Origin of the sequence: Roseateles puraquae (genome assembly GCF_002205845.1) — a bacterium.
GTDB lineage: Bacteria > Pseudomonadota > Gammaproteobacteria > Burkholderiales > Burkholderiaceae_C > Pelomonas > Pelomonas puraquae.
Genome location: NZ_NISI01000002.1, coordinates 441,059 through 466,779 on the forward strand (window position 1 = coordinate 441,059; position 25,721 = coordinate 466,779).

Annotated in this window: 25 protein-coding genes and 1 pseudogene; 17 read left to right on the forward strand and 9 right to left on the reverse strand. The window is 70.2% G+C overall.

Annotated elements, in window-relative coordinates; translation table 11 throughout:
• Window positions 1–5: 5 nt before the first annotated feature.
• The gene (locus CDO81_RS09105) at window positions 6–2,252 is read left to right on the forward strand and encodes a xanthine dehydrogenase family protein molybdopterin-binding subunit (protein WP_088482858.1); all 2,247 of its coding nucleotides are present in this window, start codon (window positions 6–8) and stop codon (window positions 2,250–2,252) included.
• Window positions 2,253–2,256: 4 nt separating this feature from the next.
• Here the strand turns inward: CDO81_RS09105 and CDO81_RS09110 are convergent, their stop codons facing one another.
• Window positions 2,257–2,466, reverse strand: coding sequence for a heavy-metal-associated domain-containing protein (locus CDO81_RS09110; protein WP_088482859.1), 210 nt, complete (start codon window positions 2,464–2,466; stop codon window positions 2,257–2,259).
• Window positions 2,467–2,498: 32 nt separating this feature from the next.
• On the opposite strand from CDO81_RS09110, the gene CDO81_RS09115 reads away from it, so the two are divergent.
• From CDO81_RS09115 to CDO81_RS09135, 5 genes are all read left to right on the forward strand, one after another.
• On the forward strand, window positions 2,499–3,056 hold the full coding sequence (locus CDO81_RS09115) for an NADPH-dependent FMN reductase (protein ID WP_088482860.1): 558 nt from the start codon (window positions 2,499–2,501) through the stop codon (window positions 3,054–3,056).
• Window positions 3,053–3,961: a pirin family protein gene (locus CDO81_RS09120; RefSeq protein WP_088482861.1), complete on the forward strand. Its 909-nt coding sequence runs from the start codon at window positions 3,053–3,055 to the stop codon at window positions 3,959–3,961. The genes CDO81_RS09115 and CDO81_RS09120 overlap by 4 nt, the downstream gene beginning before the upstream one ends.
• A gap of 191 nt (window positions 3,962–4,152) precedes the next feature.
• On the forward strand, window positions 4,153–5,598 hold the full coding sequence (locus CDO81_RS09125) for a sensor histidine kinase (RefSeq protein WP_088482862.1): 1,446 nt from the start codon (window positions 4,153–4,155) through the stop codon (window positions 5,596–5,598).
• On the forward strand, window positions 5,595–6,020 hold the full coding sequence (locus CDO81_RS28010; RefSeq protein WP_088482863.1) for a hypothetical protein: 426 nt from the start codon (window positions 5,595–5,597) through the stop codon (window positions 6,018–6,020). The genes CDO81_RS09125 and CDO81_RS28010 overlap by 4 nt, the downstream gene beginning before the upstream one ends.
• Before the next feature lie 20 nt (window positions 6,021–6,040).
• Window positions 6,041–6,862 carry a LytR/AlgR family response regulator transcription factor gene (locus CDO81_RS09135; RefSeq protein WP_088482864.1) on the forward strand — a complete coding sequence of 274 codons (822 nt, stop codon included), beginning with the start codon at window positions 6,041–6,043 and terminating at the stop codon, window positions 6,860–6,862.
• 166 nt (window positions 6,863–7,028) lie between these two features.
• Here CDO81_RS09135 and CDO81_RS09140 read toward each other — a convergent pair whose 3' ends face one another.
• Window positions 7,029–7,805, reverse strand: a complete 777-nt coding sequence (locus CDO81_RS09140) for a ferredoxin--NADP reductase (protein ID WP_088482865.1) — start codon at window positions 7,803–7,805, stop codon at window positions 7,029–7,031.
• 77 nt (window positions 7,806–7,882) lie between these two features.
• Window positions 7,883–8,338 carry a redox-sensitive transcriptional activator SoxR gene (gene soxR / locus CDO81_RS09145; RefSeq protein ID WP_241516928.1) on the reverse strand — a complete coding sequence of 152 codons (456 nt, stop codon included), beginning with the start codon at window positions 8,336–8,338 and terminating at the stop codon, window positions 7,883–7,885.
• 52 nt (window positions 8,339–8,390) lie between these two features.
• On the opposite strand from soxR, the gene CDO81_RS09150 reads away from it, so the two are divergent.
• The 4 genes and pseudogenes from CDO81_RS09150 to CDO81_RS28745 all read left to right on the forward strand — a co-directional run bounded on the left by CDO81_RS09150 (window position 8,391) and on the right by CDO81_RS28745 (window position 10,970).
• Window positions 8,391–9,389: a questin oxidase family protein gene (locus CDO81_RS09150; protein ID WP_158218209.1), complete on the forward strand. Its 999-nt coding sequence runs from the start codon at window positions 8,391–8,393 to the stop codon at window positions 9,387–9,389.
• 28 nt (window positions 9,390–9,417) lie between these two features.
• Window positions 9,418–9,984: a helix-turn-helix domain-containing protein gene (locus CDO81_RS09155; RefSeq protein ID WP_088482867.1), complete on the forward strand. Its 567-nt coding sequence runs from the start codon at window positions 9,418–9,420 to the stop codon at window positions 9,982–9,984.
• Window positions 9,981–10,355: pseudogene (locus CDO81_RS28740) on the forward strand (GNAT family N-acetyltransferase); the annotation flags it as partial. The gene CDO81_RS09155 and the pseudogene CDO81_RS28740, both read left to right, overlap by 4 nt.
• Before the next feature lie 78 nt (window positions 10,356–10,433).
• On the forward strand, window positions 10,434–10,970 hold the full coding sequence (locus CDO81_RS28745; protein WP_241516939.1) for a GNAT family N-acetyltransferase: 537 nt from the start codon (window positions 10,434–10,436) through the stop codon (window positions 10,968–10,970).
• A 36-nt stretch (window positions 10,971–11,006) separates the two neighbouring features.
• Here CDO81_RS28745 and CDO81_RS09165 read toward each other — a convergent pair whose 3' ends face one another.
• The 3 genes from CDO81_RS09165 to CDO81_RS09175 form a co-directional block, all read right to left on the reverse strand.
• Window positions 11,007–13,313 carry an ATP-binding protein gene (locus tag CDO81_RS09165; RefSeq protein ID WP_088482869.1) on the reverse strand — a complete coding sequence of 769 codons (2,307 nt, stop codon included), beginning with the start codon at window positions 13,311–13,313 and terminating at the stop codon, window positions 11,007–11,009.
• A gap of 95 nt (window positions 13,314–13,408) precedes the next feature.
• A complete protein-coding gene (locus tag CDO81_RS09170; RefSeq protein ID WP_338153596.1) occupies window positions 13,409–13,684 on the reverse strand; it encodes a BTH_I0359 family protein in 276 nt (91 codons plus the stop codon).
• Window positions 13,685–13,813: 129 nt separating this feature from the next.
• Complete coding sequence (locus CDO81_RS09175; protein ID WP_088482871.1) at window positions 13,814–14,734, reverse strand: hypothetical protein; 921 nt, start codon at window positions 14,732–14,734, stop codon at window positions 13,814–13,816.
• A 34-nt stretch (window positions 14,735–14,768) separates the two neighbouring features.
• Between CDO81_RS09175 and CDO81_RS09180 the strand changes: the two genes are divergently transcribed.
• Both CDO81_RS09180 and CDO81_RS09185 read left to right on the forward strand, forming a co-directional pair.
• Window positions 14,769–15,548, forward strand: coding sequence for a fumarylacetoacetate hydrolase (locus tag CDO81_RS09180; RefSeq protein WP_088482872.1), 780 nt, complete (start codon window positions 14,769–14,771; stop codon window positions 15,546–15,548).
• On the forward strand, window positions 15,545–16,486 hold the full coding sequence (locus CDO81_RS09185) for a nucleoside hydrolase (protein ID WP_088482873.1): 942 nt from the start codon (window positions 15,545–15,547) through the stop codon (window positions 16,484–16,486). The genes CDO81_RS09180 and CDO81_RS09185 overlap by 4 nt, the downstream gene beginning before the upstream one ends.
• A 30-nt stretch (window positions 16,487–16,516) precedes the next feature.
• Here CDO81_RS09185 and CDO81_RS09190 read toward each other — a convergent pair whose 3' ends face one another.
• Both CDO81_RS09190 and CDO81_RS09195 read right to left on the reverse strand, forming a co-directional pair.
• Window positions 16,517–19,210, reverse strand: coding sequence for a bifunctional acetate--CoA ligase family protein/GNAT family N-acetyltransferase (locus CDO81_RS09190; protein ID WP_088482874.1), 2,694 nt, complete (start codon window positions 19,208–19,210; stop codon window positions 16,517–16,519).
• An 11-nt stretch (window positions 19,211–19,221) separates the two neighbouring features.
• Window positions 19,222–20,160 carry a histone deacetylase family protein gene (locus CDO81_RS09195; protein WP_088482875.1) on the reverse strand — a complete coding sequence of 313 codons (939 nt, stop codon included), beginning with the start codon at window positions 20,158–20,160 and terminating at the stop codon, window positions 19,222–19,224.
• Between the two features lie 218 nt (window positions 20,161–20,378).
• Here CDO81_RS09195 and CDO81_RS09200 point away from each other — a divergent pair, with 218 nt between their 5' ends.
• From CDO81_RS09200 to CDO81_RS09210, 3 genes are all read left to right on the forward strand, one after another.
• Window positions 20,379–21,383, forward strand: coding sequence for a sensor domain-containing diguanylate cyclase (locus tag CDO81_RS09200; protein WP_241516929.1), 1,005 nt, complete (start codon window positions 20,379–20,381; stop codon window positions 21,381–21,383).
• Between the two features lie 65 nt (window positions 21,384–21,448).
• Window positions 21,449–22,126 carry a DUF4197 domain-containing protein gene (locus CDO81_RS09205; protein ID WP_088482877.1) on the forward strand — a complete coding sequence of 226 codons (678 nt, stop codon included), beginning with the start codon at window positions 21,449–21,451 and terminating at the stop codon, window positions 22,124–22,126.
• A 144-nt stretch (window positions 22,127–22,270) separates the two neighbouring features.
• On the forward strand, window positions 22,271–23,251 hold the full coding sequence (locus tag CDO81_RS09210; protein WP_088482878.1) for a ProQ/FINO family protein: 981 nt from the start codon (window positions 22,271–22,273) through the stop codon (window positions 23,249–23,251).
• Window positions 23,252–23,290: 39 nt separating this feature from the next.
• On the opposite strand, the gene CDO81_RS09215 is transcribed toward CDO81_RS09210, so the two are convergent.
• The gene (locus CDO81_RS09215) at window positions 23,291–24,670 is read right to left on the reverse strand and encodes a leucyl aminopeptidase family protein (protein WP_088482879.1); all 1,380 of its coding nucleotides are present in this window, start codon (window positions 24,668–24,670) and stop codon (window positions 23,291–23,293) included.
• Window positions 24,671–24,817: 147 nt separating this feature from the next.
• Here CDO81_RS09215 and CDO81_RS09220 point away from each other — a divergent pair, with 147 nt between their 5' ends.
• On the forward strand, window positions 24,818–25,003 hold the full coding sequence (locus CDO81_RS09220; protein WP_088482880.1) for a hypothetical protein: 186 nt from the start codon (window positions 24,818–24,820) through the stop codon (window positions 25,001–25,003).
• Between the two features lie 139 nt (window positions 25,004–25,142).
• Window positions 25,143–25,721 (forward strand): hypothetical protein, encoded by a 579-nt coding sequence (locus CDO81_RS09225; protein WP_088482881.1) that lies wholly within the window; start codon window positions 25,143–25,145, stop codon window positions 25,719–25,721.

The window sequence follows — 25,721 nt, forward strand, 5'->3', positions numbered from 1 at the left end:
ACGACATGCTCAATCCCCATCGCATCGACCAGCTCCTCACCGCCGGCCCCGCGCGTGCCGCCGGCCTGTCCCGCCGCGGCTTCGTCACCACCTCGGTGGGCGGCGCCGTTGGTCTCGCCCTGCTGCCGGGCGCGGCCCTGGCCCAGGGCCAGCCGGCCGCCAAACCCGGCAGCAAGCCGACCGAGCAGCCGCTGGCCTTCATCAGCATCGCGCCGGACGGCACCACCACCATCCTGTGCAACCGCATGGACATGGGCCAGGGCATCGAGACCGGCCTGGCCATGCTCTGCGCCGAAGACCTGGACGCCGACTGGTCCAAGGTGCGCACCGGCTTTGGTGACCAGAAGGGCGCCTACGTCGACCCGATGTTCGGCATGCACCTGACCGGCGGCTCCAACTCCATCAAGAACAGCTACACGCAGTACCGCGAACTCGGTGCCCGCACCAAGGCCATGCTGCTGGCCGCGGCGGCGCAGAGCTGGGGCGTGCCGGCAGCGTCGCTGAAGGCCGAGAACGGGGTCATCAGCGGTGCCGGCAAGTCGGCCGGTTATGGCGAGTTCTTCGATGCGGCCATGAAGCTGCCCGTGCCCGAGGCCGTCACGCTGAAGGACCCGTCGGCCTTCAAGCTCATCGGCAAGCCCACTGGTCTGGTGGTCAGCCAGGCCAAGAGCACCGGCCACCAGGCCTACGGCATGGACGTGCAGCTGCCCGGCATGGCGGTGGCCGTCATCCAGCGCCCGCCGGTCTTCAACGGCAAGGTGGCCAAGCTCGATGCCAGCGAGGCGCTCAAGGTCAAGGGCGTGAAGGCCGTGCTGCCGGTGCCGCTGGACCGTGGCGGCCAGGGCGTGGCGGTGGTGGCCAGCGGCTACTGGGCCGCCAAGAAGGGGCGCGAGGCGCTCAAGGTCGACTGGGACCTCGCCCGTGTCGGCAAACCCGACACCGCCGCACTCACGAAGCAATACCTGGCCCTGGCCAAGACCCCCGGCACGCCGGCGCCCAAGCCTGAGTTCCAGGCCGACGCCAGCGCCTGGGCCAAGGCGCCGAAGAAGATCACCGCCGACTTCGTCTTCCCCTACCTCAACCACGCGCAGATGGAGCCCCTGGCCTGCACGGTGGACCTGAAGGCCGACCGCTGCGACTTCTACTACGCCTCGCAGATGCCGGGCCTGGACGCCATGGCCCTGGCCAAGGCCGTGGGCCTGAAGCCCGAGCAGGTGCAGATCAACGTGCAGATGGCGGGCGGCGGCTTCGGTCGCCGCGCCACGCCCGCGACCGAATGGCCGCGCGAGGCGGCAGCGGTTGCCGTGGCCCTGCAACAGGCGGGCAAGCCCATGCCGGTGAAGGTGATCTGGAGCCGCGAGGACGACATCAAGGCCGGCTACTACCGGCCCATGACCGTGCATCGCGCCGAGATCGGCTTCGATGCCAGCGGCAAGGTGCTCGGCTGGCAGCACCGCATCGTCAGCCAGAGCATCCTGAAGGGCTCGCCGCTGGAAGGCTTCGGCTACCAGAAGGGTGTGGACGGCACCACCACCGAAGGCATGCGCGACCCCTACGACATCCCGATGAACCTCAGCGTCCATCACCCCGATGTCAACGTGCCGGTGCTGTGGTGGCGCTCGGTGGGCTCCACCCACACCGCCTACGTGATGGAGACGCTGGTCGACGAAATCGCGTTCAGCACCAAGCAGGACCCGGTCGCCTACCGCATGAAGCTGATGGCCGGCAACCCCAAGGCCGACCGCCATCGCGCGGCGCTGCAGGCCGCCGTCGACAAGAGCGGCTACGGCAAACGCAAGCTCAAGCCCGGCCAGGCCTGGGGCGTGGCGGTGCACGAGAGCTTCGAGTCGGTGGTGGCCTATGTCGTCGTGGCCAGCATGAAGGGCAAGGGCAAGGACCGCCAGCCGGTGCTGCAGGAAGTGCACGCCGGCGTGCACTGCAACCTGTGCGTCAACCCGCGCGCGGTGGAGACGCAGGTGCAGGGCGCGGCCATCATGGCCCTGGGCACCACGATGCCGACGCATCACGTGACCTTCAAGGACGGTGCCGTGGAGCAGAACAACTTCTACGACATGGCCATGCCGCGCCTGACGGATGCCCCCAAGGTGATGACGGTCAGCATCGTGCCCAGCAACGACCTGCCCAAGGGCATGGGCGAGCCCGGCCTGCCGCCGCTGGCCCCGGCCCTCGCGAATGCGGTGGCCCGCCTCACGGGGCAACGCCAGCGGGAGCTGCCGTTCCGGTTCGCCTGAGGCCTCAGGCCGCGGTGCTGGCCGGTGCCGGTGGGTAGCCGGCTTCGGTCAGCACCAGCGCCAGCGCGTCGCGGGGCAGCTGGCTCTCGACCGCCGCGGTGCGCGCTTCGCGGTCGACCTCGATGCGGGCCTGGCTGTCGGCGGCCTTCAGTGCTTCGGTGATGGCAGCCACGCAATGGCCGCAGCTCATGTCGGGCAAGGTGAATCGGTGCATGGAGGTCTCCGTGGGGCTGGCATCATGCCCGCATGCACATCATCGCCCTGAGTGGTGCGCTGCGGCGCGCCTCCTACAACACGGCCCTGCTGCGGGCCGCCGCGGCCCTGGCGCCGGACGGCGTCACGATCGAGGTCCGCACGCTTCACGGCATTCCGCTGTACGACGGTGACCTGGAGGCCGAGGGCATCCCGGCCGCCGTGACGACGCTTCGCGAGGCCATTCGCGCGGCTGACGGCCTGCTGATCGCCACGCCCGAGTACAACAACAGCATTCCTGGCGTGCTCAAGAACGGGCTGGACTGGCTGTCGCGCCCGAGCGGCGAGGGCGCCCGGCTCTTCGGCGGCAGGCCGGTGGCCGTCGTCGGCGCCACGCCCGGGGGCTTCGGCACGGTGCAGGCCCAGGACGCCATGCTCAGCGTGCTGCGGGCCTTCGGCTGTGACGCCTGGTTCGGCGGCCGGCTGATGCTGTCGCATGCCAGCGCGGCCTTCGATGCCGACGGTCACCTGACCGAGGAGAAGCTGCTCAACCAACTGCGCAGCTTCATCGAAGGTTTTGTCGCCCACATCCGCCACCGGAGCACCGCATGAGCCTGCATGTCGAACGCATCACCAGCCACGTCGGCGACGTCGGCGGCATCCCCATCCAGCGTGCGCTGCCGAACAAGGGGCGCCGCGTCATCGGCGCCTGGTGCTTTGCCGACCATGCCGGGCCGGCCACCCTGCCGCCTGAGCGGCGCATGAACGTCGGGCCGCATCCCCACACCGGGCTGTCGACCTTCAGCTGGATGATTGAAGGCGAGATCCTGCACCGCGACAGCCTCGGCTCCGAGCAGGTGCTGCGCGCCGGCCAGGTCAACCTGATGACGGCCGGCCACGGCATCAGCCACAGCGAGGAGTCGCTGACCGACCGCATCCACTTGGCCCAGCTGTGGATCGCGCTGCCCGACGCCGAGCGCGAGCGCGCGCCGAGCTTCCAGCACTTCCCGGACCTGCCGCGCTGCGGCGTGGGTGGCTTTGAGGGCACGGTGCTCGTCGGTGAACTGGCGGGCCAGCGCTCCCCGGTGCCGAGCTTCACGCCGCTGCTGGGCGTCGACCTGGTCGCCGACGGGCCGGCCGATGCGGTGCTCGCGCTGCAGCCGGCGTTCGAGCATGGCTTCATGCTGCTCGAAGGCGCTGTGGAGGTCGCGCCCACCGGGCACGACGCCGTCGAGACGGTGGAGCCCGGCACGTTGCTTTACGTCGGCCCGGGCTGCCCCTCGGTCGAGCTGCGCTGCAGCGCGGCGGCGCGCCTGCTGCTGCTGGGCGGCACGCCCTGGCCCCAGCCGCCGCTCTTGTGGTGGAACTTCGTCGGCCGCGAGCCGGCGGAGATGGCCGCCTGGGCGCAGGACTGGGCCCGCGAGGACGGCGGGCGCTTCGGCGGCGTCCAGGGCTATGCCGGCCCGCGCATCGTCGTGCCGCCGGTGCCGCCCCTGCGCAAGCCCGAGCCCGTCTGACGCCCGGGCTGGCGGCCGGCAGGCTGCCAATTCGTGACGGATTCCCGGGGTCTTCCGCCGCCGGGTGCCCGGCCTGCAACGGCCTGTCGCCGCCTCCTGCAGTTCGTCCCCCGGCCTGACCGGCGTGTCGCCTCGGGCCCACGCAGGCTGCAGCGGCTGCGTACAGTGGGCTCCAACGACAAGATTCCGCCATGAGCACCTCCTTCACTCCCAGCCCCCAGCAGCAGCTCTGGATCGAGCGCTGGCAGCGCTTCTCGGCCGCCGCCGTGCGCTATTTCCACGCCTACGCCGGCTGGCTGGTGGGCATCAGCTGGCGGCGTTTCGTGCTGCTGTCGTTGGCGCTGATGATCGGCGTCAACGTGCTGAAGAACCTGCCGCCCTTCACCTGGCGCATCAGCGAGCAGGTCGAGGAGCATGACCATGGCGCCGCGCGTCGCCAGGCCAAGCTGGAGGCTGACGCCAAGAAGGCCGCCGAGCGGGCCCGCCAGGCGGTCGACAAGGCGGCCGAGAAGGTCGGCAAGAAGTTCGGCGACAAGGGCATCCACTACGAGGTCAAGATCGACGAGCGCGGCATCCGCATCCAGCCGGTGCCCGCCGCCTCGGCGGCCAGCGCCGTGGAAGACAACGGCGAGCCCAAGGCTGACGCCCCGGCCCCGGCCATCTCGATCGACTTCCCCAAGAGCGCCAAGCCTGAGGATGTGCGCGCCGCCATCGACCAGGCCAAGGACCAGCTCGACCAGCTCAAGCAGGAAGCCAACGAGGTCGAGCAGGCGCAGCAGGAGGCGGCCGACGCCCAGGCTGCACTGCAGGACGCCATCGAGGAATCGCGCAACGCCCAGAGCCGCAAGCGCGTGACCGTGGTGCAGGCGGGTGACTCCCTGGTGGACCTGGCCATCCTGTGGATCCTGGCCTCGGCCGTGATCAAGGCCATGTACAAGGGCCGCATCCAGGCCGAGGTGAAAGCCGCGCAGGCCGCCGAGAACGCCGAAAGCGAGGCGCTGAAGCGCCAGGTCGTCGAGGCCCGCATGGCCGCGATGCAGGCGCAGGTGGAGCCGCACTTCCTGTTCAACACGCTGGCCAGCATCGACCACCTGATCGAGGTCGACCCGCCTCGCGCCAGCCAGATGCAGAAGAACCTCATCGCGCTGCTGCGGGCGTCCATGCCCACCATGCGCGAGGCCAACGCCAATGGCGCCGTGCGCGACCTGGGTCGTGAGCTGGCCGTGATCCGGCCGTATCTCGAGATCCTGAAGATGCGCATGGAAGAGCGCCTGCAGACCGAGATCGACGTGCCCGACGGCCTGATGTCGGCGGAGTTCCCGCCCATGATGATCCAGGGCCTGGTGGAGAACGCCATCAAGCATGGCCTGGAGCCCAAGGCTGAAGGCGGCAAGCTCACCGTCAAGGCCGAGATCGTGCACGGCAAGCTGGCCGTCACGGTAGCCGACACGGGGCTGGGCTTCGGCCGCGCAGCCACCAGCGGCACCGGCGTGGGCCTGGCCAACATCCGCGAGCGCCTGCAGCTGTTGCATGGCAACAAGGCCGCCGTCACCGTCACCGAGAACCAACCCTCGGGCACCGTGGTCACCATCACCGTGCCCTACCGCAGCCGCAACGACGAAGGAGCGTCAGCATGAAGACCCTGTTCAAGATCCTGTTCATCGGCACCGCGCTGATGGTGCTGGCCGCGATGTTCGGTGGCTTCGCGCTGCTGCATCACCACGGCTCGGACATGCACATCGTGGTCAACGACGAGGAGCTCTTCCTCGGCGGCAATGGCTTAGGCGACTGGCTGGGCGCCAGCATCGGCCTGTTCGTGGCCAGCGCGGTCTGCGTGGTCGTGCTGCCGCTGGTGCTGCTGCTGGGCGTGGCGCTGCCGCTGCTCCTCGTGCTGGGCGTGATGGGCGTGGTGATCGCCAGCCTGCTGGGCGTGGGCGCGCTCTTGGGTTCACCGCTGATCTTGCTGGGCCTGCTGGTGTTCATCGTGCTGCGCAACCGCAGCCGGGCGAACGCCCATGTCAGTGCACAGGCGCAGTCGGCGCGTTCCACGGCCGCCTGATTCGTCTAGCATCGCCGGCCATGAACACCCCCACCCCCATCCGGGCCGTTCTGGCCGACGACGAACGCCTGATGCGCGAACAGCTGCGCAGCCGCCTCACCGAGGTCTGGCCCGAGCTGGAGATCGTGGCCGAGGCCAAGAACGGCCTCGAAGCCGTGGAGCTGACCCGCGAACACAAGCCCGACCTGGTCTTCCTGGACATCCGCATGCCGGGCCTGACCGGCGTGGATGCCGCCCGCCAGATCGCCCAGCTGCCCGAGGACGATGACTGGCTGGTGCCCGAGATCGTCTTCATCACCGCCTATGACCAGTACGCGGTCGAGGCCTTCGAGCAGGGTGTGGCCGACTACGTCCTCAAGCCCGCCGAGCGCGACCGGCTGCAGCTCACGGTGGCCCGCATCAAGAAGCGCCTGGCCCAGCGCGAGGGCAAGGAAGTGGTGGAGACCTCGTCAGCGCCGCTGCAGCAGCTGCTGCACAAGCTCAGCGCCCAGGTCAACGGCGCCGGGGCCAAGCCGGCCTACCTGCAATGGATCCAGGCCACCGTCGGCCAGGCCATTCAGATGATCCCGGTGGAGGACGTGCTCTTCTTCATCAGCGACGAGAAGTACACCCGGGTGCAGACCGCCAAGATCGAGGCCCTCATCCGCAAGCCCATCAAGGAGCTGGTGGACGAACTCGACCCGCAACTCTTCTGGCAGATCCACCGCTCCACCCTCGTGAACGCCCGCGCCATCGACGGCATCACCCGCGACTTCCGCGGCCGCCAGCTGGTGGGTGTGAAGGGGCTGACCGAGAAGCTCGAAGTCAGCCGCAGCTACACGCACCTGTTCAAGGGGATGTAACGACGCCGGGGCTGCTCCGATTGCGGTCCGAGCGCCGGGCCGCTCCCAAGCCGGACCGCAGGCGATGTGCGAGCGGGGCAGGCCCCGCGAGCATCGCCATCCCCTTGGGGGATCGGCTGGGCTTGCCGGCGTTCAGCGCGGCAAGACCGGACGAGGGGCGCGTGACCTACTGCTCCACGAAGGCGCGCTCGATGACGTAGTCGCCCGGCGTCGTGGTGCTGCCTTCCTTGAAGTTGCGCAGCTCCAGCATCTGCTTCATGTCCTTCAGCAGCGCCGGGCTGCCGCACAGCATGATGCGGTCGTCTTCGGGGTTGAGCGGCGGCAGGCCCAGGTCGGCCTGCAGCTTGCCGGTCTGGATGAGGTCGGTGATGCGGCCCATGTTCTTGTAGGGCTCGCGGGTCACGGTGGGGTAGTACAGCAGCTGGTTGCTGGCGTACTCGCCGAGGAACTCGTGCTTGGGCAGGTCCACCGTGAGGTGGTCGTGGTAGGCCAGCTCGGCCACCTCGCGCACGCCGTGCACGATGATGACCTTCTCGAAGCGCTCGTAGGTCTCGGGGTCGCGCACGATGCTGATGAAGGGCGCCAGGCCCGTGCCGCTGCCCAGCAGGTACAGGTTCTTGCCCGGCAGCAGGTAGTCGATGAGCAGCGTGCCGGTGGGCTTGCGGCCGACGATGATCTTGTCGCCCGGCTTGATGTGCTGCAGCTTGGAGGTCAGCGGGCCGTCGGGCACCTTGATGCTCAGGAACTCGAGGTTTTCCTCGTAGTTGGCGCTGACGATGGAGTAGGCGCGCAGCAGCGGCTTGCCGTTGTCGCCCTTCAGGCCAATCATCGTGAAATGACCGTTGGAGAAGCGCAGCGCCTGGTCGCGCGTCGTCGTGAAGCTGAACAGGCGGTCGGTCCAGTGATGGACGGTCAGGACGGTCTCTTCGTTGAAGGCACTCATGGGCGCTCGCTGAGGTTCTGGTGACGGGTAAACCCGATATTTTCGCCGGGATTTGATATTCGGCTTTCGCGCAAGGGTCAACGATCGGTTTCTATGCGCAGAAGCCGGGCGCCGGTGCCTGTCGCCGCAACCTCATCCTGCGGGTTGTACAGGGCGCAGGCCTTGAGCGACAGGCAGCCGCAGCCGATGCAGCCGGTCAGCCGCTGGCGCAACTGCTGCAGCGCGGCGATGCGCGCATCCAGCAGCGGGGCCCAGCTGGCCGAGAGCCGGGCCCAGTCGGCCTTGGTCGGCGTTCGAGCATCGGGCAAGGTGGCCAGCGCCGCCTTGATCTGCGGCAAGCTCAGGCCCACCGTCTGTGCCGCGCGAATGAACGCGATGCGGCGCAGCGCCTGGCGCGGGTACTGCCGGTGGCCGCCCGCGCTGCGACTGCCGCTGAGCAGCCCCTCGGCCTCGTAAAAGCGCAGCGCGCTGGCGGCGACGCCGGAGCGCTTGGCCAGTTGGCCGATCGACAGGGGCGAGGGGCTTGACTTCAAGTTCGCTTCAACTTTGACCATGGCGCCCATGTTCTCACCGAATGCCCCTGCCATGTCCACACCGCTCGCGTCCGCCGCGCCCGCCACCCGCACCCAGTTGCACCGCCTGCTTGATGCCGGCCGGGCCCACGCCGCCACCTACCGTGGCGCGCTCAGCAACCACCTCCCGATGGCCCAGCAGGCGCTGCTGGAGCTGGGGGCGACCGCGGAGCGGATGCAGGCTTGGACCGAAGCCCACGAAGTGCACCTCGAGCCGCGCTGCGGTGCACGCCCGGCCGCCATCCTGCTGGCGCGCGACCTGGGGCGGCCGGACGCCGATGCCTCGTGGCGGGCGCACTTCGCGCAGCGCATCGCCGTGCTGGGCCCGTCGGCAGCGCTGCGGGAGGGGCTCGGCCTGCTGATGCCAGGCGCCGGTGCCATCGCGTTCCACGGCTTGATTCGTACCGCGCACGCGGTGCTGGCGGCCCATGAAGGCGAACTGGCCGCGGGGCTGGCGCATTGGGCATCGCATTTCATGCCGCTGCCGTCGGCGCCAGGCTCATCTGCCGTGCCTCTCGGTGCGGGCGTGGCCGCGCTGTTGCAGCTGCCGCCGCCCACCAGCTCGGCCGGCGGCCTCATTGCCGAGCGCATGCAGGCCTGGGCGGCCGCCCCAGGTTTTGCCGACGCCGTCGCCCAGCTGCCTGCCACGCCCGACACCTTGCGCGAACTGGCCCTTCTGGCTGCACGCACCTACGCGGCCACCGGCAACTTCACGGTGCTGCATCTGCTGACCGCCAGCCACGCCATGACCGTGCTGGAGCCCTGGTGGCCCGAGGCCGACCTCCCGCGGGGCTTCGTGGTGGCCGCTGCCGCCAGCCTGCTGGCCAGCCGCGCCCAGCCCGCCTGGGTGCTGGACCAGCCACCCTGCCGCCCCTGGCCGACCCTGCTGTCGGCCGCCTGCGCGCAGGATGACCCGCACGTCATCAAGCTCGTGCATGCGGCCTGGCGACTCGGGCGGCGCTGGCCCGACCCGGCCTGGCGGCGGGCAGCAGAGCGGGCTGTTCCAGTTTGATGGAATGAGATTCCAGTAAACTGGATGAATGGATATCTCCGAACGCATCGGGCGACGCCTGCATGAACTCCGTGCCGCGGCCGGCCTGTCGCTGGACGCACTGGCCCAGAAGAGTGGCGTGAGCCGCTCCAACATCTCCTTGATCGAGCGCGGCCAGAGCAGCCCGACGGCCGTGGTGCTGGACAAGCTCTCGTCGGCGCTGGGTGTGAGCGTCGCGTCGCTGTTCGAGGTGGGAGAAGCGCCGGCTGCGCCGTCGCCGCTGGCCCGTGTGGCCGAACAGCCGGTATGGCGCGACCCGGCGTCGGGCTATGTGCGCCGCAATGTGTCGCCGCCGGGGGCCTCGCCGCTGCAGCTGGTGGACGTGATCTTCCCGGCCGGTCAGCGTGTGGCCTTCGAGACCTCGGCCCGGGATGCCGATATTCACCAGCTGATCTGGATGATCGACGGAGTGATGGACATCGGGCATGGCGCCGAGCGTTGGCAGCTGCAAGCCGGCGATTGCCTGGCCGTTCAGCTGGACGCGCCGATCACCTTTCACAACCCGGGCGCCCAGCCCGCCCGCTACCTCGTTGCACTGACCGGAGCCCGGTCATGACGTTGAGTCTCCACGACGTCGACCCGGATGACGCGGACGCCCAGCAGCTGCTGGCCGAGCTCTCCGACATCCTGCAGGCCCTCACGGGCAGCAGTGGTCGCAGCAGTTTTTCTGCGGCTGACGCACGAGGCCCTGGGAGCCGCTTCGTCGTGGCCCGGGATGCCAGCGGTCGTGCGGTGGGCTGCGGCGCCTTGCGCCCGCTGCAGCCCGGCGTGGCCGAGCTCAAGCGCATGTACGCGCGAGCGGGAACGCGAGGCGTGGGTGCGGCGGTGCTGGCCTACCTGGAGACCGCGGCCCGCGAGTTGGGCTATCGCGCCGTCTGGCTGGAGACCCGCGCCGTGAACACGCGGGCCGTGGCCTTCTACACGCGGCAGGGTTACCGCCGCATCGACAACTTCGGTCGCTACGTGGGAAATGCAGCGGCTGTTTGCCTGGGGAAGGACTGGCGGATGACGATCAAGGAACTGAACGCGGCGCAGGCCCAGGCCCGCGTGGGCGAGCTGGCCGAGGTGCTGCGTGACTGCGTGGAGGGCGGGGCGTCGGTCGGCTTCATGCTGCCACTGGCCGCGGGCCGGCCCGAGGCCTTCTGGCGCCGCGTGGCCGAGGGCGTGGCGGCCGGCGAGCGCCACCTGTTCGTCGCTGAGGACGAGCACGGCCGCGTCTGCGGCACGGTCTCGCTCGTCATCGACATGCCCGACAACCAGCCGCACCGTGCTGATGTGTCCAAGATGCTCGTGCACCGCCGGGCACGTCGTCAGGGCCTTGCCGAGCGCCTGTTGCTCGCGCTGGAGGCCAAGGCCCGCGAGCTCGGCAAGACCACGCTGGTGCTGGACACGGTGACCGGCAGCGATGCCTCGCGGCTGTATGAACGCCTGGGCTGGCAGAAGGCGGGGGACATTCCGAACTACGCGCTCATGCCAGACGGTGCGCCATGTTCGACGACCTACTACTTCCGTGCGCTGACCGATTCGTCGCGCGGCGCGTGAGCCTTCATCGGGTGTGACGGCAGGTCCGGCCCCGTCCTACCTGAACCCGATCCCGCGCCGCTCCCGCACCTGCGGCTTGGCGCGGTGCTCGCTTTCCAGTTGCGCGAGGAACTCATCGGCGGTGAACGCCTCGCCCAGGATCTCGACCTGGTGGCGCACCGCGGCAAAGTCGCCATGGGTCAGGCAATCCATCGCCACGAGGCGGGCGCGCTGCTCGTCGGTCGGCACGGCGCCGGCCTCGCGCTCGAACATCGCCACGCGCTGCTCGGGCTTCAGCGCCTTGAAGCGGATCTTGAACGCGAAGCGCCGCAGCGCCGCCTCGTCGAGGTCGTCGAAGAGGTTGGTGGTGCAGATGAACAGGCCGTTGAAGCGCTCCATGCCGGCCAGCATCTCGTTCACCTCCGAGACCTCGTAGTTGCGCTCGGCATGCTTGCGGCTGCGCAGGAAGCTGTCGGCTTCGTCCAGCAGCAGCACGGCACCTTCGGTCTGTGCGGTCTCGAACATGCGGGCCATGTTCTGCTCGGTTTCGCCGACGAACTTGCTGGCGATGTCACTCGCCCGCTTGACCATCAGCGGCTTGCCCAGCGCCTGGGCGATGTGCTCGGCCAGGGCGGTCTTGCCGCTGCCCGGCGGCCCGTAGAAGCACAGCTGGCCGCGGCCGGTGCGGCGCAGGGCCTCGACGATGCGCGGGATCTCGAAGCGGCTTTCGCAATTCAGCAGATCCAGCGTGTACTGGGTGACGCAGGGCCGGGCAAGGTGGGCGGCGTCATCACGGCCCAGGGCCTTGTCGGCATTGAGCAGCTGGCGTTCGATGAGCTTCTCGGCGTCGCTCGCGCCGCCGGCCAGCTGTGCGAAGCGCACCGCGGTGCGAATCTGCGCCGGCGTGAGGCCGGGGCGCTCGGCCAGCTTGGCCACGAAGGCGTCGCTCACGGCAACCTCGCCCAGGGCGCGAGCCACCAGGCCACGGCGCGCACCCGGTGGTGGCGACTTCAGCTCGAGGTGGTACTGGAAGCGGCGGCGAAACGCCGGGTCGATCTGCTCGATGCGGTTGGTCACCCAGATCACCGGCACCGGGTTGGTCTCCAGGATCTGGTTGACCCAGGCCTTGCCGCTGACCGAATTGCCGACGCCGCCTTCGCCGGAGGCATCGAGCCGGTTCAGCAGCGAGGCGGTGTCGCTGGACAGCGGCGGGAACACATCTTCGACCTCGTCGAACAGCAGGGCCACATTGGCGCTGGCCTTCAGGAAGACCTGGCTGATCTGCAGCGAGCGGTAGCGGTCACGGCCGGAGAGCGAGTTGCCGTCGCGGTCGGCGTACTCCACCTCGTACAGGTCCAGCCCCGCGGCGGCGGCGGCCACCTTGGCCAGCTCGGTCTTGCCGGTGCCGGGCGGGCCGTAGAGCAGCACGTTGACGCCGGTGGCATGCGTGGCCACGGCCTGGCGCAGCAGGCCCTGGAGCAGGTCGAGGTCTTCGGTGACGAACTGGAAGTCGGTGGGGGCCAGGCTGCTGGGTGTGGCGGGCCGGGTGAAGACCGCCATCAGGTCGTGCGGCCCCTGGTACTCGCGCATCAGCACCGGCGGGAGCTGGTCGCTGACCTTCATCAGGTCGGCCAGGTCGGTGATGTTGTGCTCCGAGATGAGGTTCTCGACCATGCCGATGCGCTCCAGCCGCGAGCCGGCGCGCAGGGCTTCGGCCACCTCGCGTTCATCCACGCCGGCGACGGCGGCGATGGCCGCGAAGGCCTCCTGGGCGGTGTTCACCTTGAACTCGACGAGCGCGCCGCGCAGCTCGCGCTGATAGCGCGCCAGCGTGCCGTAGAGCAGGATGGCGCGCTCTGCCGGGTTGAGCTGCAGCAGCTGGCCGAGCGCGTCGATGTTCTTCTCGACCAGCGTGGATTCGCGCTTGAGCTGGCGGTCCAGGTGCTCGCAGGTCGTGGCCAGCAAGGCCATCATGTCCTTGGGCGCGTCCTTGACGTATTCGTCCAGGTAGAAGAAGAGGGTGGCTTCGGAGAAAGGCCCGCTCCACTGGCCGAAACGCTCCAGGAACGCCTCGTCGCCAAGCGCTTCGTGACCACGCCAGAGTTCATTGCCGGTGCAGCGTTGGGCGAGATAAGCGCGCAGCCGCTGCAGCACGCGCGTGGGCCACACGAGGTGGCGCCCGGTGAAGGACAGCAGGCCGTTGAAATCGCGCCTCAGGTTGAAGCGGCCGGCGTGCTTGACGGTCAGCGTCAGCACGAACTGCGAGCACATGCGGTCCAGCACCGGGGCGCTGTCCAGGCCGGGCGAGGGCAGCACGCGGGCGCTGGCCCGTGAGGCTGTCTCTGCGGCGGCTCGCTTCACCATCGATGGACTCCTTGGCCGGCTGCAAGTCGCCGGCGCGAGCCCATCTTGTATCAGGCTTGGAAGCGAATCAATGCGTCACGATCCCCACAAATTGTTCAGTGCATCACGACCGGCTGCTGGCCCATCAGCGCATAGCGCTCGATGAAGGCGTCGAGTTCGTCCTCCGACGGCTCGCCTTCGTCCATGATGGCCTGCACGCCTTGCTGGAAGGATTCGGCCAGCGCGCCTTCGATGAAGATCTCCTTGCGCGCGAACTTGTCGACGATCTCGAAGCCGCCCCGGTTGAGCTGCGGCCCCTGCGCGATCTCATGGCGCTCGGCGGTCGGCACGTCGAACTGGACGACGATGAAGCTGTCGGAGTTGTAAAGCATGTGCATAAGGTGCTCCTCGTGGCTTCAACTGCGGATGCAAGTGGGCGTTTCAAGCCCCGATTGATCGGAATACTGGCAGAACCCGGTGTTGATCGGGTCATCCAACGACCTGACAACGTGTAGGAAGCGTCAGGAGTTCACAACGCTCAGCCAGATTTCGAAACCGCGGGTTTCAGGGTCGCCCTGGCGCAGCCGCACGGGCCAGTAGCCGCGCGCCGGGTCCAGCCAGAGCTCCACGCCGGGATCGTGCTCACCCAGCCGCTGGCGCCGCAGATGCAGGCTGCCGGCATCCTCAGGCGTGGCTTCGGCGGCCTCGAACACCCATTCGCGCAGCTCGCCGCGCAGCCCGGCCACCCACACCCGCCAGCGCCCGCCCGGCGCCGGGTTGGCCTGCACCAGGGCGGCCAGCTGCAGCCACCAGGAGAGCCGGTCCTGTGCGCCCTCGGGCAGGGCCAGCTGCGCCGGGCTGGCCGAGAAGCTCACCAGCCGCTCCTCGGCGTCGAAGTTGACCGCCTGGCGATCCCGTCCGCCGCGTTGCAGTGCAAACCGCTCGGGCGCCAGGCCGCTGCTGCCCAGCTGGCCCAGGCTCTCCCAGGCGGGCAGGGTGCGCTCGCCGATGCGGCGCGTCAGGCGCAGGCTGTAGCGGCCGTCCGGCTCAGGACGCCAGTCCAGCAGCGCCTCGCCGTCCTGCCCGCCCTGGCGCAGCCGGTAGGCCCACGCGGCAGGCCCGGCCAGGCGCAGGGGCGGCGTTTCGGCGGCCGGCGGGGGCGCATCGGCCGCCTCGACGGGCGCGGGCGCTGTGGGTTGGGTGGGCGCCTCCTTCGGCAGGGGCCGCGTGGGCGGCGTTGGGGGCGTGGGCGTGGTCGTCTCCGGCAGCGGCATGGGCAGGCGGGGCGGCGCCGTCACGGCCACCGTGACGGCCCGTGCCGGGCGCGGCTCGTCGCGCGGGCGCTCACCCAGCAGCAGCGCGGCATGCACCACCACGCTGGCCAACAGGGCCAGCGCGGCGGCCCGCGGCAGGGCGCGGGTGGGAGCGGCAGGGGCGCGCATCGCACAATGCTGCCATCAACCCGATACCCACCCGATGAAACTCGCCAGCTACGCCGACGGCTCGCGCGATGGCCACCTCGTCATCGTCTCGCGCGACCTGACCCAGGCCCACTTCGCCACCGGCATCGCCACGCGCCTGCAGCAGGTGCTGGACGACTGGGGCTTTCTCGCGCCCCAGCTCGACGACCTCGCCGTGCAGCTCAACCATGGCAAGCTGCGCCACGCCTTCCCCTTCGATCCGCAGAAGTGCCTCGCACCGCTGCCACGCAGCTGCGGCTGGGCGGTGGTGGGCGCGGAGGGCGGCGTGCAGCGCGACGCGGGCACGTTCGGCGCGCCGCATCAGCCGCTGCGCGCGCCCGCCGAAGGGCATCCAGCGCTTGCCGCGATTGCCGGCGACCTGGCCGCCGCGAGCGATGCCCCTGCCGCCCTGGATGCCCTGCGGCTGCTGACCCTGGCCGTCGACTGGCGGCTGGACGGCGAGCTGATCGCCACCCAGTGCGCACCGCTGGCCCTCACGCCTGACGAGCTCGGGCCTGGCTGGGCGGGCGGGCGGCTTCAGGCCCGTCTGCACCTGCTTCACAACGGCAGCAAACAGCCCGCTCGCGACGTGGACGCGGCCCCTGGCGCAGCCCTGGCCCGCCTGGCCCGGCTGCGCGCCCTGCGCGCTGGCCAGGTGGCCGGCATGAGCCTGGGCGACCTGGGCCTCACGCTCGCGCCGGGCGACAGCCTGCACCTGGACCTCAAGACCGCCGAGGGCAGCAGCCTCTTCGGCGCCATCGACCTCGACATCGCGCCCCCGGACCTCACGCCATGAACCGCCTGCCCATCATCATCGACACCGACCCCGGCCAGGACGACGCCGTCGCCCTGCTGCTGGCCGCGGCCTCGCCCGAGCTGGAGCTGCTCGGCGTGACCACCGTCGCCGGCAATGTGCCGCTGTCGCTGACCACGCTGAACGCCCGCAAGGTGCTGGAGCTGGCGGGCCGCCGCGACGTGCCGGTCTGCGCCGGTGCCGACCGCCCGCTGGACGTGCCCCTGGTGACGGCCGAGCATGTGCACGGCGACACCGGCCTCAACGGCGTGGACCTGCCCGAGCCTACGCTGCCGGTGGACGCGCGCCATGCGGTGGACTTCATCATCCAGACCCTGCGCGAGCGGCCGGCTGGCACCGTCACGCTGTGTCCGCTGGGGCCGCTGACCAACATCGCGCTGGCCCTGCGCCGCGCGCCCGACATCGCCACGCGCATCCGCCGCATCGTGCTGATGGGCGGCGGCTTTTTCGAGGGCGGCAACGTGACCCCGGCTGCCGAGTTCAACATCTACGTCGACCCCCAGGCCGCGCACGAGGTGTTCACCAGCGGGGTGCCGATCACGATGGCGCCGCTGGACGTCACGCACGAGGTGCTGACCACGCAGAAGCGCATCGACGCCCTCCGTGCACTGCCCAACCGCGTCGGCCCGGTGGCGGCCGCCTGGATGGAGTTCTTCGAGCGCTACGACGAAGAGAAATACGGCCAGGACGGGGGCCCGCTGCACGACCCCTGCGTCATCGCCTTCCTGCTGCAGCCTGGCCTTTTCACCAGCCGCGACTGCAATGTGCGCATCGAGACGCAGAGCGAACTCACCCGCGGCATGACCGTCATCGACTGGTGGGCCGTGACCGGCCTGCCGGCCAATGCGCAGGTGTTGCGGCATGCGGATGCCGACGGCTTCTTCGCGCTGCTGACCGAGCGGCTGGCGGCCTTGCCCTGAGCCGGGGCTGGGTCCTGGCGGGCGCCGGACTCAGCTCAAGGATCGCGTCACCAGCTTGAAGTCCGGGTCCTCCGGGAAAGGCTTCACCGTGAAGCCCAGGCCGCGCATGAGCTTGAGCATGTCGGCGTTGTTCGTCAGCACCAGGCCTTCGATGTCGGACAGGCCCTTCTCGCGCGCCGCATCGGTGATGCCTTCCATCAGCCGTGAGCCGAGGCCCTTGCCGCCGAAGTCGTCGGCCACCAGCAGGCTGAATTCGCAGCTGGTCTGGTCGGGGTTGGTGATGATGCGGCTGACCCCGACGATGCGCTCGCGCTCGTCAAAGCCGCCGTCGTCGCGCGCGGTGCGTTCGCAGTAGACGGCCACGAGCGCCATCTCGCGGTCGTAGTCGATCAGCGTGAGGCGCGCGAGCAGGCCCGGCGGCAGTTCCTTGATGGCGCTGGCGAAGCGGAAGTAGCGGCTCTCGGGCTTCAAGCCGCGCACCAGGTCCTGCAGCATCTGCGCGTCATCGGGTCGCACCGGGCGCACGGTCACCTCGCCACCGCCCGCCAGCGGCCAGACCTGCTCGAAGCGGGCCGGGTAGGGCAGGATGGCCAGGTGCGGGTAATCGAAGGCCCGCGCCATGCCGGTCTGCGGGCCGGGCTGCAGCACCACGCGGGCGTCCACCGCCACCGCGCCGGTCTCGTCGACGATCAGCGGGTTGATGTCCATCTCGCGCAGCTGCGGGAACTCGCACACCATTTCGCTGACCCGCAGCAGCACCCGCTCCAGGGCCTCCAGGTCGGCCGGCGCGCCGCCGCCGCGGCCTTCGGCCAGCGCCTCGGACACGCGTGCCCGCTCCACCAGGCGGCGCGCGAGGAACTGGTTGAGCGGCGGCAGCTCCATCGCCCGGTCGGCGATCAGCTCGATCATGGTGCCGCCCGCGCCGAAGACGATGGTGGGCCCGAAGGCCTCGTCCGTCACCAGCCCGACGCAGACCTCCTGGCCGCGGCGGCTGCGTGCCATCTTCTGCACCGTCACGCCGTTGATGCGGGCCTGGGGCTGCAGCCGCTTCACGCGGGCCACCATCTCGTTGTAGGTGTCACGCGCGGCCGCACCGCTCTGGATGTTCAGGGCCACGCCCTGCACGTCGCTCTTGTGAGCAATGTCGGGCGAATCGATCTTGAGCGCCACCGGAAACCCGAGCTGCGTGGCCAGCATCATCGCCTCGTTGGCGCTGCGAGCCAGCACGGTCTGCGTGACCGGAATGTGGAAGGCCGCCAGCAGGGCCTTGCTCTCCATCTCGGTCATGGTGCGGCGGCGCTCGGCCAGCACACTCTCGATCAGCAGCCGCGCGGCCTCGACATCGGGCTGCGCGAGGCTGCTCATGGGGGGCGGCGTCTGCAGCAGCAGCTGCTGGTTGGCGTAGAAGGCGGCAATGTTGCCGAAGGCGCCCACCGCGGCCTCCGGGGTGCGGAAATTGGCGATGGCGGCCTGGTTCAGCACGCGGCGCGCCTCCAGCACCGACGCGTCGCCCATCCAGCAGCCGAGCAGCGGCTTGGCGGTCACCGCCTTGGCAGCGACGACCGCCTGCGCCGTTTCCGTGGCGTCCGAGCCGATCTGCGGCGCATACACCGCGAGCAGCCCGTCCACGGCGGGGTCGGCCGCGGCAGCCTCGATGGCGGCGCGGAAGTGCTCGGAGGTGGCCGCGGCCGACAGGTCGATCAGGTCGGCCAGCGAGGCCAGCGGCGGCAGCTTTTGCGCGAGTGCGCGCGCCACGTCGGGCGAGAGCTTGCCGAGTTGCAGGCCAATCTCGCTCACCCAGTCGGCGGCCAGTACGCCGGGCCCGCCGCCGTTGGTGATGATGGCCAGCCGCTTGCCCACCGGGCGGTAGCGCGCCGCGAGGCACTTCGCGGCCGAGAACAGCTCCACGAAGCTGCGCACCCGCACCGCGCCGGCACGCCGCAGGGCCGCGTCGAACACGTCATCGCTGCCGACGATGGCGCGGCTGTGGGTGAGCGCGGCCTCGTTGCCGGCACTGCGCCGGCCGGCCTTGAGCACCACCACCGGCTTGGCATGCGCGGCCGAGCGCAGCGCGCTCATGAAGCGCCGCGGGTTGGAGATGCCTTCCAGGTAGACCACGATGCTCTGGGTGCGGGTGTCGGTGGCCAGGAAGTCGAGCACCTGGGCCAGGTCGACCGCGGCATTCGGGCCGAGGGACACCACCTGGCTGAAGCCGACATGGTTCTGCTGCGCCCAGTCGAGCATGGCCGAGGTCAGCGCGCCGGATTGCGAGACCAGCGCAAGCGAGCCTTCCGCCGCCAGCGGCCCGGCCGCGCTGGCGTTCAGGTTCAGGTGGGGGCGCTGGAAGCCCAGGCAGTTCGGCCCCAGCAGGTGCACGCCCTCGCGGCGGGCAATGCGCTTGAGCTGCGCGGCCTGCTCGGGCTCGATGCCGTCGCTGATGATCAGCGCCGAGCGGCAGGCGATGCGCCCGGCCACCTCCAGCGCCGCGGCGATCTCGTCGCTGGGCAGCGCGATCACCGCCAGGTCGGCACGCGAGCGGGCCAGCTCGCCCAGCGTGCCGGTGGTGTCGCCGTGCAGGAACTGCACCGGATGCGGCCCCGGTGACGCGGTGAGCGCCGCCCGCAGCACCCGCGCCTGGCGGGTCTGGCGCTCGGGCTCGTCGGGGCCGGCGAAGACCACGACCGAGCGCGGCATGAACAGGGGCGTGAGGAAATGGTTGTCCATGGATGCAGACTCTAGTCGGCGCCGATCAGCACCTGGATGTGGGCCGCCACACTGCGGGCCAGGGGATTGAGCACGTAGCCGCCTTCCAGGCAGGAAATCACGCGGCCGCGGCAGTGCCGGTTGGCCACGTCCATCAGCTGGCGCGTGACCCAGGCGTAGTCGCCGTCCACGAGGCCGAGGTTGGCCATGTCGTCCTCCCGGTGGGCGTCGAAACCGGCACTGACGTAGATGAGTTGCGGGCGAAAGGCGTCCAGGGCCGGCAGCCAGTGCTGGGTGACGGCGGCGCGGAAGGCCTCGCTGCCCGAGCGCGGCGGCAGGCCGACGTTGACCATGTTCGGCGCGTCCTTCAGCGACCGGGCGTCCGGCCCGTTGAACGGGTAGAGCCCCGTCTCGAAGATGCTGCACATCAGCACGCGCTCATCACCCGCGAGGATGTCCTCGCTGCCGTTGCCGTGATGCACGTCGAAGTCGACCAGCGCCACCCGCGTGAGCCCATGCACGTCCAGCGCGTGCCGGATGCCGACCGCCACGTTGTTGAAGAAGCAAAAGCCCATGGCCGCATCCCGCTCGGCATGGTGGCCTGGCGGGCGCACCGCGCAGAAGGCCGAGGGCGCCTCGCCGCGCAGCACCAGGTCGGTGGCCAGCACGGCGGCCCCGGCGGCGCGCAGGGCTGCCGGCAGCGTGAAGCGGTTCATGCGGGTGTCGGGGTCGACCTGGGCATAGCCCGCGACGGGTGCGGCCGCACGCATCCGCTGCACATGCAGGGCGCTGTGCGCGCGCTGCAGTTGCGCGTCGGTGACCAGCGGCGCGTCGTGCGGCACCATGTAGTCGAGCAGGCCGCTGATCAGCAGCCGGTCGGCAATGGCCGCCAGCCGCTCGGGGCATTCGGGGTGGTCTGGGCCCATCTCGTGGCGGGCGCAGTCGGGGTGGGTGATGTAGACGGGCAGCATGGTCTTTTGTCTCCGTCAGCCCATGCTAGGCCGGGCGCTGTGCTTGGCCTTGATGCAGAGCAATCGATTGGAATCGCGGCGAGGCAAGATTGGCCCCCGCTTGAGTCTCGACATCATTTCTGTTGGCGTGTGAAACTCGTCGCACAGGGATGCAACGGGCGGCTATCGGGCGCAGAGACGCCGTTGGCGCCAGGCCCGCAGGGGCCTCGGAGACACGAGTGCCGACCAGGGACAAGCTGCTGGAGGTCATCGCCATCCAGACCGAAGTGGCCCGCCAGGGGCTGGATCTCGGCGGCGTCATGAGCCTCGTCGTGCATCGGACGCTGGCGCTGGTGGACGCCGATGGCGCCGCGGTGGAACTGGCCGAGGGCGACGACATGGTCTACCGCGCTGCAGCCGGCATGGCCGGTGGCTGCCTCGGCCTGCGGCTGCAGCGCCAGGCGAGCCTGTCAGGCCTGTGCGTGGCGCAGGGTCAGGCGCTGTACTGCGACGACGCTGAGTTGGACCCGCGTACCGACCGCGCGGCCTGCATCCGTGTGGGGCTGCGCTCGATGGTGGTGGTGCCCTTGCGCCACCAGGGCGAGACGGTGGGCGTGCTCAAGGCCATGTCGGCGCGCACTGGGCATTTCGACAAGCGGCACGTCGCGCTGCTGACGCTGCTGTCCGAGCTGGTGGCCGCGTCCATGTATTTCGCCACCCGCTACGCCCCGGGCGAGCTCTTCCACAAGGCCACGCACGATGGCCTGACCGACCTGCCCAATCGTTCGCTCTTCCTTGACCGGCTGCGCTCCTCGCTGGCCCAGGGGGCGCGTGATCGCCAGGCCTTCGCGGTCGTCATCCTGGACATGGACGGTCTGAAGCGCATCAACGACACGCACGGCCATCGCGTCGGCGATGCGGTGCTCACGGAGTTCGCGCGCCGGCTGGCGGCGGGCGTGCGCCAGTCCGACACCGCCGCGCGCCTGGGCGGTGACGAGTTCGCCCTGCTGCTGCGGCCCCTGGCCGTCGATGGCGGGCTGCAGGCCATGATCGACCGCCTGGCCGACCAGCTCAACGGCAGCTTCGAGTTCGAGGGGCGCGCGCTGCAGATCGGCGCCAGCCTTGGCGCCGCGAGCTTCCCGGACGACGGCCGCGACCTCGACGCCTTGCTCGAACTTGCCGACCAGCGCATGTACCTGCACAAGCGCGATTGCCGGCGCGCCATGGCCCAGGTCTTCGCCTGAGCGGGCGGGGGGGCGGCGGCGGTGGCAAGATCAGCGCATTGCGCCGCCCTTTTTCCGGAGTCTTCATGCGCCGTCGCCACCTCGTCCTCGCCAGTGTGCCCGCCCTCCTGCTGCGCCCGGCCTGGGCCCTGAGCCTGAGCGAGGGCGATGCCAATGCCGGCATCCGCACGGCACTGGAGCGCGGCGCCAATGCCGCGGTGGCGCTGCTGGGGCGGCCCGACGGCTTCCTCGGCAACCCCCTCGTCAAGATCGAGCTGCCGGGCTATCTGAAAGACGCCGCCAAGCTTTTGAAAGCCACCGGTCAGGGCCGGAAGCTGGATGAGCTCGTCGTCGCGATGAACCGTGCCGCGGAGGCCGCCGTGCCGGCTGCCAAGCCCCTGCTCGTCAAGGCGGTGAAGGACATGAGCGTCGAGGATGGCCTGAAGATCCTCAAGGGCGGCGACGACTCGGTGACCCAGTTCTTTGCCGGCAAGACCCGCGAGCCCCTGGGCCAGCAGTTTCTGCCCATCGTCACCCAGGCGACCGAGAAGGTCTCGCTGGCTGACAAGTACAACGCCGTCGCCAAGAAGGCCGGCGGCTTCGGCCTCGTCAAGGGCGACGAGGCCAACATCCAGCAGTACGTGACGGCGCGGGCGCTGGACGGCCTCTACCGCATCATCGGCGAGGAGGAAAAGAAGATCCGCCAGGACCCCGTCGGCACCGGCAGTGCCATCCTGAAGAAGGTGTTCGGCGGGTTGGGCTGAGGCTTCTCGTTCCGTCTCACCGCGCTTTCCCGCCGGGTTCGCCCGCTTCGCTGCCCGCGGCTTTTTTGGGGATCGCCAGCCGGGCGGCCTGATCGCCGACAATCCCGGCCCTTGCCTGTTTGCTGCCGCCTCGGCGGCTTTGCGATGAATTCCGATCTTCCCGATCCCGTCACCCCGGCCGAAGCGCCCGCCGCCGCCGCGCCCGTGCTCGCTGCCGAGCCTGTGTCTGAGCCGGTGCCCGAGCCCGCGGTCGTGCCCGAAACGGCACCGTCGACTGTGGCCGAGGCGCCGCCCGCCGCTGCGCCGGCTGCCCCGCTCGCGGACGCCAGCGCCGGGCTGAAGGCGCTGTTCCCGGCCCTGTTCACCGGCAAGCCCAAGCCCGTCAAGCTGCGCATCCAGGCCGACATCCAGGAACGCGCGCCGGGCAAGTTCAGCAAGGCGCAGCTCAGTGCCTTCCTGCGCCGCTACACCGGCAGCACCGGCTACCTGATCGCGCTGACCCAGGCCAAGACCCGCTTCGACCTCGACGGCCAGCCCGCAGGCGAGATCAGCGAGGAGCACCTGACCGCCGCCCGCGAAGAGCTGGCGCGCCGCCGCGGCCTGAAGCAGGAGCGCGAGCAGGCCGACCAGGAGAAGCACCGCCTGGAGGCCCAGCAGCGCCGCAACCGCGCCCAGCTGCTGTGGGACTTCGAGCACACCACGCTCACCGAGGCCAACTTCTGCGTGCTCAAGGGCACGACGCCCGAGGAACTGCCAGGCCTGCTGGAGATCGCCCGCAAGGAGCGCGCCGAGGCGCCGCCGGCACCGCCGCGCGAGGCGCGCCGTGAGGGGCGTCGCGAAGAGCGCCGCCCCGGTGGCCGCCCGGAGGGGCGTGGTCCCCGTGGTGCCGAGCAGCGTCCGGATGGCCGCCGCGACCAGCCGCGCGGTGATCGCCCGCCCCGTGGCGATCGCCCCGCGCGGGGTGAAGGCGGCCGCTCGTCGCAGCCGGGCCGCAAGCCCGCGCCGCAGCAGGTCGAGCAGCCCGCGCCGTCGCAGATGGCTCAGGCGCTGCAGGCCGCAAAGGTCGTCAAGGCCGCCGAGCCGGCGGCTGAACAGCCGCCGCAGCGGGATCCGGCGGCCGAGTAAGCCGGCCGATCAATCCGGCCGATCCATCAGGCCGATCCATCAGGCCGAGTAGCGCTGCTCCAGATAGCTGAGCAGCGTGCGGATCGTCTGCGCCTCGCCGCCCACCGGGCGGCCGGCGCGCGGCGCGTCGTTCCAGGCGAACAGGTCGACATGCAGCCAGTCCTGCTCGCGCGGCAGGAAGTCTTCCAGGAACAGGGCCGCGTTGATCGCGCCGGCCAGCGGGCTCTTGCCGGTGTTCACGATGTCGCCGATCGTGCTCTCGATGCCGGCGTGATACGGCGCCCACAGCGGCATGTGCCACAGCGGGTCGTCCAGCTTCAGGCCCAGGTCCACCAGGTCGCGGGCGGTGTCCATGTGCTTGGCGAACAGCGCCGGCAGCTGGGCGCCCAGGGCGACGCGCGCCGCGCCGGTCAGCGTGGCCAGGTCGATGACGAGGTCAGGCTTGGACTCCGCGGCGTAGGCCAGCGCGTCGCACAGGATGACCCGACCCTCGGCGTCGGTGTTGCCGATCTCGATGTGCAGGCCCTTGCGGGTCTTGATGATGTCGCCGGGCCGGTAGGCGTTGCCCGAGATCGAGTTCTCCACCGCCGGGATGAGCAGTTGCAGCCGCACCGGCAGCTTGAACGCCATGATCAGCGTGGCCAGGCCCAGCGCGTTGGCGGCGCCGCCCATGTCCTTCTTCATCTGGCGCATGCCTTCGCCCGGCTTGATGTTCAGGCCGCCGCTGTCAAAGCACACGCCCTTGCCGACCAGCGCCAGCTTCGGGTGCTTGGGGTTGCCCCAGTTCACCTCGATCAGCCGAGGTGAGCGCGTGCTCGCGCGGCCCACGGCGTGGATGCTGGGGAAATTTTTCTTCAGCAGCGCGTCGCCGACGATCTCGGTAAAGCTCGCGCCGTACTGCTTGGCCAGCGCCTTGGCCGCGGCGGCGAGCTCGGCCGGGCCCATGTGCTCGGCGGGCGTGTTGACCAGGTCGCGCGTGGCGGCGATGGCGGCGGCCAGCGCCAGGCCGCGCTCGGCATCGGCGCCGGTCTTCAGCGCGAGGGTGGCCGGAGCGCGCTTGGCGGGCTTGTAGAGATCAAAACGGTAGCCACCCAGCTCCCAGGACATGGCCGCGGCTTCCGGCAGCAGGGGCAGGCCGGCGGCGTCCAGCTTGTAGAGCCCTTCGGGCAGCGCCAGCGGCAGGTGGCTCAGCGCGAAAGGATGGGCGGCATGGGCCACGCCGGCAAACACCTGGGCGAGGGTGCCATCGGCGCCGGGCACCAGGGCGTGGGTGTCGGCGGCGCCGACAAAGCCCACGGTGGCCAGCCAGGCGCGGGTGGCGTCGGGCAGGCTGCTCGCCAGGGCCTGGAAGGCGGCGCGGTCGACCACGGTGATCGGCGTGGCCTTGGCCGGGAGGGTTTTCTTGAGTTGGACGGTCATCGCGGGTCCTGAGATCGGAAAGCCGGCATTGTCATGAATGCGGGCGGGCAAAGAAATGTGATCCGGCTTGTCAACCGGCCCCGAATGTGCCGCGTTGTGCCTCCCAATCGCGCCGGTTTCCGGGCCGCGAGACAGGCAAGACAAGCCATGATGAAGATCCAGCCCCGCAACGAATCGCAACACCGCCGCCTTCCCGTCCCCGACATGGGCCTGGCCTGGAGCGCCGCGGAATCCGTCGACAAGGGTCGCAAGCACGAGGCCTTCGACACCGGTTTCTACAGCGGCGAACGCCGCGGCCTGGCCCGCGCGATGCGCCTGGACCGCAAGCGCTGAAGCCCGCTGACCCGACTGCAACGGGTCATTTCAAGATGTAAGCCCGCCATCCGGCCCCCCCGGATTGCGGGCTTCGTTTTGGGCGGATCGGGAAATCCTGCCGATTCCGGCCCCCCGGCTGGCTTCAGAATTCGAGCCCATGAAAGCTGCCCGCCGTTCCATCGCCTTTTTCTCCGGGCTCCTGCTGTATTGCTTTGGCGCCGGCGCTGCGATGCAGTACGCCAACACCGGCCTGCCGCGTCAGGTGTACGTGCAGCTCGGCGGGCGCAACAGTCTGCCCGTGATGCTCGGTGAGGCCGTGGCCTTGGCTCTGATCCTGTTTGTCGTGGCCGCCGTCTGGGGCTACCTCACGCTGCGGCCCCAGCGCCGCCGGCATCGCCCGTACATCGCCTGGATGATGTCGGGCGTCGGTGCCGGCTGGGCCTGCTGGCTGATCTTCGGCGCCTTCAGCTTTGCCCTCAAGCCGCGGGCCTACTCGGCGCCGCTGCAGAACCTGCTGCTGTCTTCCAATGCGGCGCCGCTCTTCGGTGCGCTGAACATCTTCGCCGTGCTCGCGGGCGTCTGGCTGGCCGGCACCCTGGCCAAGCGGCGTCAGCTGAAGCTGCCCAGCAGCCGGTCCAAGCGTCGCCCGGACCGTGGGCAGGGCGACGGCTCGGACGACGACCACACGGTGTCGACCGTGAGCCCGGCCACCGTGGCCCCCCCGGTCGCCCCCTGA